This window comes from Corallincola spongiicola (assembly GCF_004284785.1).
In the GTDB taxonomy this organism is placed as follows: domain Bacteria; phylum Pseudomonadota; class Gammaproteobacteria; order Enterobacterales; family Neiellaceae; genus Corallincola; species Corallincola holothuriorum.
This window is the reverse complement of sequence record NZ_SHLY01000004.1, coordinates 251,626-263,229: the sequence shown is the minus strand read 5'-3', so window position 1 is coordinate 263,229 and position 11,604 is coordinate 251,626. Positions and strand designations below refer to the sequence as shown.

The following is an 11,604-nucleotide window of genomic DNA, read 5'->3' as shown; positions in this document are numbered from 1 at the left end:
TTAAAGCGGGTGGCAGCAGTCCACCCGTGTTCCTTCAACCAGCGCTAGGTAATCGCTTACTTGCATGCTGATCGACTCTGTCAGTGAGCCGCAGGTAAAGACTATCTCCTGGTTGGCATAGATGGTTTCGTCGATAAACAGTTCGCAATCGATAAAGCGGCCGCCAAAGGGAGGGAGTGCGCCCTTACTTACCCCTGCGAGCTCTTTTAGCTCTTGTTCGTTAGCGAAGCGCACTTTCTGTTGTTGCAATATCTTGCGTACGCGATTGGAGTTGATCCGATAGGCCGCCGAGATGACAAACATGCTGAAACCACGGCGACTCTTAAACAGCAAAGATTTACCACCAAGGTGCAGTGGCGTGCCTCGCAATGCAGCACTTTGATAGCAGTCTACAGCGTCACTGTGTTGCCACTGTTGAAAGCTAATATTTCGTTGTTGCAGTAGCTGTTTGATCTGCTGATTCAGGCTTTTGCTCAACTTAATGAAACCTCTTGCGCTGCTTGTGGTCGTAACTTGCAACCGCTCTGCGCCCATATATTGGGTGAAAATTGCTCGTAAATAGCCAAAAACGCGTGTTAGCCAGTCATTACTTGAAAGCTATCACACTCGCCAGCTTGCTGAAAACAAGGGGCATTGGTAAAGTTACGCGGTTAACCGGAACCCTCAAATTAAGCATCCCAGTAGGCGCTCTCTATGTTCAAGAAACTCCGCGGCCTGTTTTCAAATGATCTCTCCATTGATTTGGGGACAGCCAACACTCTTATTTATGTGCGCGATGAAGGCATTGTTTTGAACGAGCCGTCCGTCGTGGCGATCCGCCAGGAACGTGCTGGTGGGCCAAAAAGTGTCGCTGCTGTAGGTCATGCAGCTAAGCAGATGCTGGGAAGAACTCCCGGCAACATTCGCGCGATCCGGCCGATGAAAGATGGTGTGATCGCTGACTTTTATGTCACTGAAAAAATGCTGCAGCACTTTATCAAGCAAGTTCACCAGAACAACTTGCTACGCCCCAGCCCACGGGTACTGGTGTGTGTCCCTTGTGGCGCGACGCAAGTTGAGAAGCGTGCGATCCGTGAATCAGCCATGGGTGCCGGTAGTCGGGAAGTGTTCCTGATTGAAGAGCCGATGGCCGCCGCGATTGGTGCTGGCATGCAGGTGTCTGAAGCCCGCGGTTCGATGGTGGTAGATATCGGTGGTGGTACCACGGAAGTGGCGATCATCTCCTTGAACGGTGTGGTTTACTCCTCTTCCGTACGTATCGGCGGTGACAAGTTTGATGAAGCGATCATCAACTATGTTCGTCGAAATTACGGTAGCTTAATTGGTGAAGCTACCGCTGAACGGATTAAGCATGAGATTGGCTCAGCTTACCCAGGTGAAGAGCTACGGGAGATTGAAGTCCGTGGACGTAACCTGGCTGAAGGGGTTCCCCGCAGCTTTACTCTCAACTCCAATGAGATCCTTGAAGCACTGCAAGAGCCATTGACCGGCATCGTTAGTGCCGTGATGGTGGCTTTGGAGCAATCGCCACCAGAGCTTGCTTCTGATATTTCAGAGCGCGGCATGATGATGACCGGTGGTGGCGCTTTGTTAAAAGATATCGACCGTCTGTTGATGGAAGAGACAGGGATCCCAGTCGTTGTTGCAGATGATCCGCTGACCTGTGTTGCTCGTGGCGGTGGTAAAGCGTTAGAGATGATTGATGTTCATGGCGGTGATCTGTTCACTTATGAGTGATCACCTGTCACTTGAACCATTATCAGATAAGCCAACTTCATCTCGGAGTTGGCTGCTTTAATGAAACCGATTTTTGGTAGCGGACCATCACTGCAACTGCGTTTGGTGATTGCTGTCTGCCTTTCGCTTGCGCTAATGATCGCTGATCGCTCTTTGCCGCAGGTGGGTCAATTCAAGTTCTATTTGAGTACCTTGGTCAGCCCGTTGCAGTATCTGGCTAATGCGCCGCAAGGTGCCTTGGACTGGGCGATCGACCACGTAAAGTCGCGTCGACAGTTAATCGCTGAAAACCAAGCCCTCCGTGAACAAGCTTTGCTGGACAGTGGTCAGTTGCAACAGTTTGCCCAGTTGAAGCAGGAAAACGAACGCTTACGCGCATTGTTGGGGTCATCCAAGCGCTCAACCGTAAGAAAGATGGTTGCGGAGGTGTTTGCCGTCAATAGCGATAGATACAGTCTGCAAGTGGTGATCGATAAGGGCAGCTTTGATGGTGTTTATGTCGGGCAACCGGTACTTGATCATCAAGGTGTTGTGGGTCAAATAGAAGATGTTGGCTCGACCACCAGTCGCGTGATATTAATTGGTGATAGCTTGCATTCGATCCCTGTCAGGGTTCACCGCAATGATGTCCGCGCCGTCCTTAACGGCACCGGTGAAGTCGACAAATTAGCTCTGCAATATGTGGCGCATAGCACAGATGTGCGGATAGGTGATTTACTGATCTCATCTGGTTTGGGGGGGCGTTTTCCTGAGGGCTATCCTGTCGCTAAGGTGACCAGTGTTGAGAGTGATGAAAGCTTTCCATTTGCCCAGGTGACAGCGCGCCCAATTGCTGAGCTAGATCGCCTCCGTTACCTGCTACTGCTTTGGCCTGATGCTGATGACCAACCTTGGACTCAGGGGGCGGCAGAATGAGCCTACAACTACCCAATGGTCGAATTACAATCTATCTCTCTTTGGTTTTAGCGTTAGTGCTGACCATTATGCCGTTGCCTAGTGTGGTGTCTGCTTGGCGCCCTACCTGGGTGTTGCTGGTGTTGTTGTATTGGACCTTGGCATTGCCCCATCGCGTTAATGTTGGCCATGCCTGGGTGCTGGGCTTGCTGCAAGATGTATTGCTAGGGGCACCGCTGGGTGTACATGCCCTGAGCTTTAGCTTGGCTTGTTATGTTTTTGCTTTGAATTTCCAAAGATTTAGAAATTTTTCAATCTGGCAGCAATCTTTGCTGGTCGGCGTCATCTGCTTATTGCACCAGTTGCTTCGTTTCTGGGCGGCGTATCTGTTTGATGATGTGGCTCTGACCTCTGGCATCTTGTATCCGGTGTTCAGCAGCATGGTGCTTTGGCCGTGGATATTTCTATTGTTGAGAAAAACCAGACGGCGTTTTAAAGTCCGTTAACGGAGGGCACTATGGCGCTGCATCTGACCGTTCCGCTCACTCTGGCATCCGCTTCGCCACGGCGGAAAGAGTTATTATCCCAACTATGGCCCTCTTTTGCTGTCATACCTGCCGATATCGATGAAACCCCTCATGTTGGTGAGCAACCCCGAGCGCACGTGACGCGTCTGGCGCAGGAAAAAGCGCTGACGGTATCGGCGTTGCACCCCCATACATTGGTTCTGGCAGCCGACACCATCGTGGTTGCGCGAGGGGAGATCCTTGGGAAACCGGAGAATGATCAAGATGCATTTACCATGCTCGGTCTATTATCAGGTCAGGAACATCAGGTGATGACCGCTATTTCGGTGGCATTTACGGATAAAGTATTTAGTCAATGTGTGGAAACCCAAGTCTGGTTTCGGCCATTATCGAACGCTGATATCACCGAGTATTGGGCAACCGGAGAGCCTGCTGATAAAGCCGGTGCGTATGGTATTCAGGGCTTGGGTGGCCGCTTTGTCGAGCGGATTAATGGCAGTTACAGTGCTGTGGTCGGGTTGCCTTTGGTTGAGACAGAGCATTTGTTGCAGCAGGCTCAACAGACGTTGGTGAAACAATATTCAGGAGAATTGGGTGAACGTGGAATTATTGATTAACGTGACACCCAGTGAAACACGGGTTGCGCTGGTTGAAAATGGTATCTTGCAAGAGGTACATATTGAGCGACGTGCCAAGCGCGGTATCGTCGGCAATATATATCAAGGTAAGGTGAGTAGGGTGCTGCCGGGAATGCAGGCAGCGTTTGTCGATATCGGTTTAGATAAAGCCGCTTTTCTCCATGCTTCAGATATCGTTCCCCATACTGAATGTGTTGCTGACGTTGAACAGGAGCATTTTCAAGCGGGCAATATTGCCGAGCTAGTGCGCCAAGGTCAGGACATTATGGTGCAAGTAGTAAAAGATCCCTTGGGCACTAAAGGGGCGCGCTTGACTACGGATATCACCCTACCTTCTCGTTATCTGGTTTTTATGCCAGGGCAAAGCCATGTGGGTGTCTCGCAACGCATCGAGAGTGAGGATGAGAAAACTCGACTGAAAGATCTAGCGAGTAAACATATTGATGAACTGGGTGGCTTTATTGTTCGTACGGCTGCTGAGGGTGTCGGCGACCAAGAGTTCGAGCAAGACGCCAAGTTCCTACGCCTACTGTGGCAAAAAACTCAACAGCGACGCACTGAGTGTCAGCCCTGTAGTGTTTTATATGAAGATCTGCCGCTGGCGTTTCGTATTCTGCGAGATTATGTTGGCACCGGCATCGACCGCTTGCGTATCGATTCCCGTCAAACCTATCAAAGATTAAAACTGTTTCTGCAAGAGTTTGTCCCTGAACTTACCGATACCGTTGAATACCATGCCGGTGATCGACCTATTTTCGACCTGTTTGATGTTGAAAATGAGATCCAACGGGCATTGGATCGAAAAGTTGAACTTAAGTCTGGGGGTTACCTGATTATCGACCAGACCGAAGCGATGACTACCATAGATATCAATACTGGTGCTTTTGTCGGTCATCGAAATCTCGAAGAGACTATCTTTAATACCAACTTGGAAGCGACGCAGGCGATCGCCCGCCAGCTTAGATTACGCAACCTCGGCGGTATTATTATTATTGATTTCATCGACATGGTGGATGAAGACCATCAGCGCCGGGTACTGCATAGCTTGGAGTTGGCGTTAGCCAGAGATAAAGCCCGCTTTAGTGTTAGTAGCTTTTCGTCGTTAGGTTTGGTGGAGATGACGCGTAAGCGCACGCGGGAAAGCCTTGAGCATGTGTTGTGCGCTGAATGCCCCGAATGTCAGGGGCGGGCATCGGTGAAGAGCGTGGAAACAGTTTGCTATGAAATTTTGCGTGAGATCCTGCGAGTGAATAAGGCTTACCAAGCCGATCGCTTCGTGGTCTATGCTTCACCGAGTGTGGCTGAAGCGTTGGAAGGTGAAGGTGATGAGTCTCATAACCTTGCGGAACTAAAGGTGTTTATTGGCAAAGAGGTGTCAGTGCAGCAAGAAGCACTTTATGCTCAAGAGCAGTTTGATGTGGTGATGATGTAAGTGACTAAACGGTTCATATCCCCACTTTATTGGTTGAAAAAGGCTTGGCTGATTGTCGCCATATTTTTGGTGCTAGCGGCCATGGCGGTTAGTGGTGCGCGGGCGTTGTTGCCATACCTCGACGATTACCGTGACGAGATCGTGCAGTGGATGGCGCACGAGTACGATGTTCACCTTGCCATTGATAGCCTGAGTGCGCGCTGGGAAAAGTTAGGCCCATCCCTCTCTCTGCAAGGCTTAACTCTGCTGGATGTCGATGACTCTAGCTTGCAGTTGTCAGTGGCCGAAGCGCGCGTCGAGCTGGATTTTTGGCGTACCCTCTATCACCGCGAGTTGCGCTTTAAAGATCTCACCTTGGATGGCGTGCGTTTTACTGTCGACCCTTCAAAGTCAGCTGCTAATAATCAGATGGATCTCGATGTCAGGCATACATTAGCGACATTTTTTCTGGTGCACTTATCGAAAGTGGAACTGACCAATTCTGAGCTTTTGTTACGTCAGGCGGATGACCACTGGCGTAAAATCGAGATTAATCGGGTGAGCTGGTTAAACCGCAACGGTAAACATCAGGGCCAGGGTGAAATCGTTTTAGAGTCACAGTCTCAGGAAACGGCTAATTTTGTGTTGAATGTGGCTGGAGAATTGGGTAACCCTGATTCATTGCAGGGGGAACTCTATATTGATGCTCAAGGGGTCAATTTTACCCGCTATCTGAACAGGGTGCTGGGTGATTTTTATCAGGTGACATCAAACGAAATAAGCGCTGAAGTATGGGTCGATTTTGCCTGGGATCGCCTTGTCGGAGTTTGGGTTGATTTTGGTGAAAACCACCTGAACTGGGATCTAGGTGGAGAGAGCCACAGTTTGACTCTGAATGGTGGCAGTGCGAAATGGCTGCCATTAGCGGAAGGCGGCTGGCAGTTCGCTTCCAGTGGTACTCAATTTGCCACCGATGGTAAGACCTGGAAAGACTACGAAGTGGCCGGGAAATACCACAATGATAAAATGGCAGTGAGTGTTAAAGAGCTGGATATCAGTCGCTTACTTCCCCTGTTGACCTTGGCGCCGGTGTTGCCACCCGAGGTTGAAGATCCGCTGAGGGGGTTGAAGCCGGAGGGGATCCTGAAACGCTTCAATATGTATGTGGATGTGAGTCAACAGAGCTTACATCTGTCGGCCGATGTCTCGGGGCTGGGTTGGAATCATTGGCAGGGCATACCGGGGGTGAAGGGCATCGATGGTCGATTGGTTATTAACCCTGGAAGTGGTCACCTGAGTTTGCAAGGGCGGCAGTTAGCCGTTGATGTCGGCGAGGTGTTCGCTGAACCGCTAGTGATTGAGCAGATGGGCGGCGTGCTTTATTGGTTGCAGCAGCCGGGGCATTTTCAACTGTTCTCCGATCGTGTCGCGCTGACAACACCTGACTTGGGGGTGACGGCTGGTTTTCATTTAGATATTGCCGAACAAACCTCTTTATCTTTGTACGCGGATACCTCGTTGAATGATGCTGCGTCGGCTTACCGTTATTACCCGCTGCCGGTGATGGACGAGGAGTTGGTGGCTTATCTAACTGATGCCTTACAGGGCGGGAATAGCCAGCAGGGCGGTTTGCTTTGGCATGGTAGCTTTGCTGAATTCCCCTACAGTAATAATAAAGGCATCTTTCAAGCCCACCTCAACTTGGATAAAGCCAGATTTAAATTTGACCCTGAATGGCCAGCGTTAGACCCGGTTGATCTGCGGCTAATGTTTGAGAATGATGGCCTTAAAATCACCTCTTCTGGAGGTGATTTGATGGGCACTGAACTGCTGTCATTGCAAGCGGATATTCCGGAGTTTCAAGACAAGTCTGTGCTTTTTATTCAGGCATCGGCACGCAGTGATGGACCCAAAGCTACCGCGTTAATGAACGCATCGCCATTCCAAGATCCGGTGGGGCAAGTGCTTGAAGATCTGCCGGTTAAGGGCGGAGTTACAGCGAAACTTGATTTAACCATCCCGCTGTACGAAGAAGATCCTGTAGTAGCCAAAGGTGAAGTGTTCTTCAAAAATAATGAGGTGACAATCGCCGCGGCAGGAATGACCTTGCAGCAGGTTAATGGCAGTTTGTCATTTGTTGATAGCACGATACAGATGCGAAGCTCGACCGCCACCTTGTACGGTGAGCCGGTGCGTTTTGATCTGGATGGTCGTGAAACGGGTAATGATGACTATCGTATTGATGCCTCGGTTGATGGTCACTGGCCCGTGTCTGCGCTTGGTGCCCTATGGGATGATCCGCGTTTGGCATTGGCACAGGGTTCGGCGGATTGGCAGGGGGCTGTTGCTGTCCGGTCGATAGGCGAGAGAATCCTCACCGATATTACGGTGAGTAGCGGGCTAAAGGGGGTGAGCGTTGATTTACCTGCGCCTTTTGATAAGCCTGCTGAAGCCTCTTGGCCGATGATGGTGCGGTTGAACCATGACGGTCAGACCTTGCGTATCGATACGGAAGTTCCTGAGCGGTATAGGAGTCGGGTGATAATGACCGACGATGGTGATGATCTATTATTGGATTCCGTCAGTGTGGCAATTGGCAATACTGACTTACCGCCATCCAAAAATGGTGATGTACAAGTTGGCGTAAAATTACCTGAGTTCGATCTGTCCCCCTGGCTCGACCAACTGTCAGTGCTGCACCCTGATAAAGTGGATGGGGTGTCCCTGTCTGCACCAGAAAACGTTAACCGTGTTGAGTTTAGGAAGTTACGCGCTGATATTGGACGACTGACGGTGTCTGGTTTAGCGTTTGAACAGTTTAATCTGGATGTGACTGCCAATAGTGGTGTGTTGAGTGGTCAGGTCAGTGGTGATCAGGCGGAACTGGATTTTACCTACGCCAATGACTCAGCGGTGATTAATGCTGAATATCTAACATTAATGCTTGATCACCAATTTGAGGCGACAGATAGCAGCGATAAGGGTGAGACGGATAGTGTTGCAGAACCGCCTGATGAGATCCCCGCCGATGGTGCTGATGAGAGTGTTGTATTAAAAAGTCATACGGATGGGGCTGGCGCTGACCATGATTCTGGAGCGGGGGCACCGTCTGTTGATAGTGAACACGCAGAAGGGGCTTTGCTTGATGAACTTGCGGCAACAGAGAGCCGAAAGCTGCCAGCTATCTCGTTAAAATGTAAGCGATGTGTTTATGACAAATACACCTTAGGGCAAGTCGTCTTTGAGCTACAACCTTGGCATGACGGGGCAAAGGGGATGTCGCTGGAAGCGTTAAACGTTGATGCCAAAGATGGCAAACTGCGGATGCAAGGTGGCTGGCGCGAAAGTAGAGAGGGGCAGATTGTCACTCAGGTTAAGGGCACTTTTGTGAGTAAGGACACTGGCGAAACCGCTGATTTTGTTGGTTTGCCATCACTGATCCGAGATGCCACGATGGATAGCTCCTTTGACTTTTCTTGGTTGGGCTACCCCGAACAGTATACCCATAAGAACTTCAACGGCACCATGTCGACCAATATGAAGGATGGTTACATTGTTGATGCGGGCGGTGGCGGTGTTGGGATCATCAGCATGCTTAGCCTGGATACGCTGCTTCGGCGTTTGCGCCTGGATTTTAGCGATATGTTTGATAAGGGGCTCACTTTCAATACCTTCAAAGGCAATTACGATATTGAGAGTGGTGTTGTGTCTACGAAAGACCTGAAGATGGTAGGCGCCTCAGGCACCATGACTATTGCTGGCCACACCTCACTGGTGACAGAAGAGCTGGACTATGACGTGGTGTTTTATCCTAAACTCACTGCGAGCCTGCCAGTATTGACCGCGTTTGCTATTACCCCTGTCACTGGATTGGCGGTATTGGCGCTAACTCAGGTGATCGACCCTGTGGTTGAAGTGGTCTATCAGGTCAATATGAAAATTGAAGGCACCATGTCTGAGCCGAAAGTCTATGAATTGGATCGCAAGAGTAAAGACGTGAAGATGAAAGAGCTGAAGAAGCAGGAGTCTGAGGAGATAAAGGATGCTGACGGAGGCAGCGTTGATGCCACGGGTAAGCTTTCTGACTCTAAATTGGCTGAGGCCGCATGAGCTGGTTGAGCGCGGTACAAATGGTCAGTGGCCCGATACCGGCAGATAATTTTGCTCGCCTAGTCGTATTGCTAAGTAAGCTGCCGGAACATCGCCCCCAGTTGGTGGTGTTGCCAGAAAGCGTGCTTTGCTTTGGCGGAGATCCACAGGCTCTGCAAACCATTGCGGAGTCACCTAACGATGGTCCCATTCAGCGTCAATTGGCGGCGTTAGCTAAGCAGTTTCAGCTTTGGCTAGTCGCAGGCAGCTTTCCTTTACGCGCTGATGATCAAGTGACAGCCTGCAGTTTGCTGTTTTCTCCAGCCGGAGAAACCATTGCCAAATACGATAAGATCCACTTGTTTGATGTCGATGTGGATGATGCTACTGGCCGTTATCGCGAGTCAGACCAATATCTTCATGGTGCCACACCGACGGTCGTGCCAACCCCTCTCGGCAATTTGGGGATGGCTGTTTGTTACGATCTCCGTTTTCCTGAACAGTTCCGTTGGATGCGGCAGCAAGGCGCTGATGTTATCTCGTTACCTGCGGCATTTACGCAGGTCACAGGAGAGGCGCATTGGCATACGTTAATCCGTGCTCGAGCTATTGAAAACCAATGCTATTTGGTGGCCGCCGATCAAGGTGGCGTGCATGCGGATGGGCGCGAGACATTTGGTCACAGCATGATTGTCGATCCCTGGGGCGAGGTGGTAGCCGAGCTGGAGAAAGGGGAAGGGGTGATCAGTGTTGCCATGGATAGTGAGAAAATGGCACGTATCCGTAGTAACATGCCGGTATCGCAACATGCCCGCTTTCATTGTCATTGGGGTAAGGAGTCTTAATGTCTATTGCATTGGCGCAGCAACATCTGCTTGAGCCGACAGGTATCACCATCGCCACATTGGAAGAAACGCTCGCATTTCTTCATCAGCAGCCTCTGGATTTTTCCGATCTCTATTTTCAGTCCAGTCGCCATGAGTCTTGGATGTTAGAAGATGGCATTGTTAAAGAGGGCAGCTTTAATATTGAACGTGGCGTCGGTGTCCGAGCGGTGCAAGGAGAGAAAACCGGCTTCGCCTATGCCGATGAGATCACCCCTTCAGCGATCCGAACCGCAGCAACTGCAGCACGCGGCATCGCCCGTAGCGCGAGTCATGCAGAGCCCTGTGTTGCCCTTAAAGCGATGGCAGCGGCTCCGCTTTACCCTGCTGAAGACCCGCTTAATAGCTGGGATGAACAAACCAAAATCGCTTTACTGCATGAGATGGAAGCGGAAGCTCGACGCATGGACCCGCGGGTCAAGCAGGTGATTGCGTCTATTTCTGGGGTTTATGAACAGATATTGGTGGCGGCCTCTGACGGCACTTTAGCCGCAGATTACCGCCCTTTAGTTCGACTTAATTGTACCGTTCTGGCAGAACAGGATGGGCGGCGTGAACGAGGCTCTGCGGGCGGTGGTGGCCGCGGTAGCTATGAGATGTTCTTAGCCTCCGACAACGCTGTGAAAGTCGCCTTAGGCTATGCCAGAGAAGCGGTAAGGCAAGCGACTGTGAATTTAGCTGCCATTGATGCGCCAGCGGGAACCATGCCCGTGGTTCTCGGTGCCGGCTGGCCCGGCGTGTTATTGCATGAAGCGGTGGGGCACGGTCTGGAAGGTGACTTTAATCGTAAAGGTACCTCAGCGTTTGCTGGTAAGGTGGGCGAGTTAGTCGCCAGTCCATTATGCACCGTTGTTGATGATGGCACCATGGCAGGGCGTCGGGGCTCATTATCTATTGATGATGAAGGCACACCGGGACAGTACACCACTTTGATTGAAGAGGGTGTGCTCAAAGGCTATATGCAAGATAAGCTCAATGCCCGTTTAATGGGCGAGCAGCCTACCGGGAATGGTCGCCGGGAATCTTATGCCCACCTGCCGATGCCGCGAATGACAAATACCTATATGTTGCCGGGAGAGCATACGCCGGAAGCGATTATCGCGTCGGTTGAGAGTGGCATCTATGCCCCCAACTTTGGCGGTGGTCAGGTAGATATTACTTCCGGTCGTTTTGTGTTTTCTGCGTCCGAAGCCTACTTTATCGAAAACGGCCAAGTGACTAAGCCAATTAAAGGTGCCACATTAATAGGCGTTGGTGCAGAGGCGATGCAACAGATCTCTATGGTTGGAAACGATTTGGCGTTGGATAAAGGGGTCGGTGTTTGCGGTAAGGATGGTCAAAGTGTTCCCGTCGGCGTCGGGCAGCCAACTATTAAGCTGGATCAGCTGACCGTCGGCGGAACAGCTTAGTGACCAGATGCTAAG

The 11,604-nt window shown here is 50.8% G+C and carries 9 protein-coding genes; 8 read left to right on the top strand and 1 reads right to left on the bottom strand.

Annotated elements, in window-relative coordinates:
• Positions 1–477: a YbaK/EbsC family protein gene (locus EXY25_RS13360; RefSeq protein ID WP_165419363.1), complete on the bottom strand. Its 477-nt coding sequence runs from the start codon at positions 475–477 to the stop codon at positions 1–3.
• A gap of 216 nt (positions 478–693) precedes the next feature.
• Here EXY25_RS13360 and EXY25_RS13355 point away from each other — a divergent pair, with 216 nt between their 5' ends.
• From EXY25_RS13355 to tldD, 8 genes are read left to right on the top strand one after another with little or no spacing between them, the layout of a single operon-like run.
• On the top strand, positions 694–1,737 hold the full coding sequence (locus EXY25_RS13355) for a rod shape-determining protein (protein ID WP_114338124.1): 1,044 nt from the start codon (positions 694–696) through the stop codon (positions 1,735–1,737).
• Between the two features lie 60 nt (positions 1,738–1,797).
• Positions 1,798–2,652 carry a rod shape-determining protein MreC gene (gene mreC, locus EXY25_RS13350; RefSeq protein WP_130567139.1) on the top strand — a complete coding sequence of 285 codons (855 nt, stop codon included), beginning with the start codon at positions 1,798–1,800 and terminating at the stop codon, positions 2,650–2,652.
• Positions 2,649–3,137: a rod shape-determining protein MreD gene (gene mreD, locus EXY25_RS13345; RefSeq protein ID WP_130567138.1), complete on the top strand. Its 489-nt coding sequence runs from the start codon at positions 2,649–2,651 to the stop codon at positions 3,135–3,137. The genes mreC and mreD overlap by 4 nt, the downstream gene beginning before the upstream one ends.
• Before the next feature lie 11 nt (positions 3,138–3,148).
• On the top strand, positions 3,149–3,775 hold the full coding sequence (locus EXY25_RS13340; RefSeq protein WP_130567137.1) for a Maf family protein: 627 nt from the start codon (positions 3,149–3,151) through the stop codon (positions 3,773–3,775).
• Entirely contained in the window at positions 3,753–5,228 is a 1,476-nt protein-coding gene (rng, locus tag EXY25_RS13335) for a ribonuclease G (protein ID WP_114338127.1), read from the top strand. The genes EXY25_RS13340 and rng overlap by 23 nt, the downstream gene beginning before the upstream one ends.
• Positions 5,229–9,317: a YhdP family protein gene (locus EXY25_RS13330; RefSeq protein ID WP_130567136.1), complete on the top strand. Its 4,089-nt coding sequence runs from the start codon at positions 5,229–5,231 to the stop codon at positions 9,315–9,317.
• Complete coding sequence (locus tag EXY25_RS13325; RefSeq protein ID WP_165419362.1) at positions 9,314–10,141, top strand: carbon-nitrogen hydrolase family protein; 828 nt, start codon at positions 9,314–9,316, stop codon at positions 10,139–10,141. The genes EXY25_RS13330 and EXY25_RS13325 overlap by 4 nt, the downstream gene beginning before the upstream one ends.
• On the top strand, positions 10,141–11,589 hold the full coding sequence (gene tldD, locus EXY25_RS13320) for a metalloprotease TldD (protein WP_130567135.1): 1,449 nt from the start codon (positions 10,141–10,143) through the stop codon (positions 11,587–11,589). Before EXY25_RS13325 ends, tldD begins: the two co-directional genes overlap by 1 nt.
• Positions 11,590–11,604: the final 15 nt, after the last annotated feature.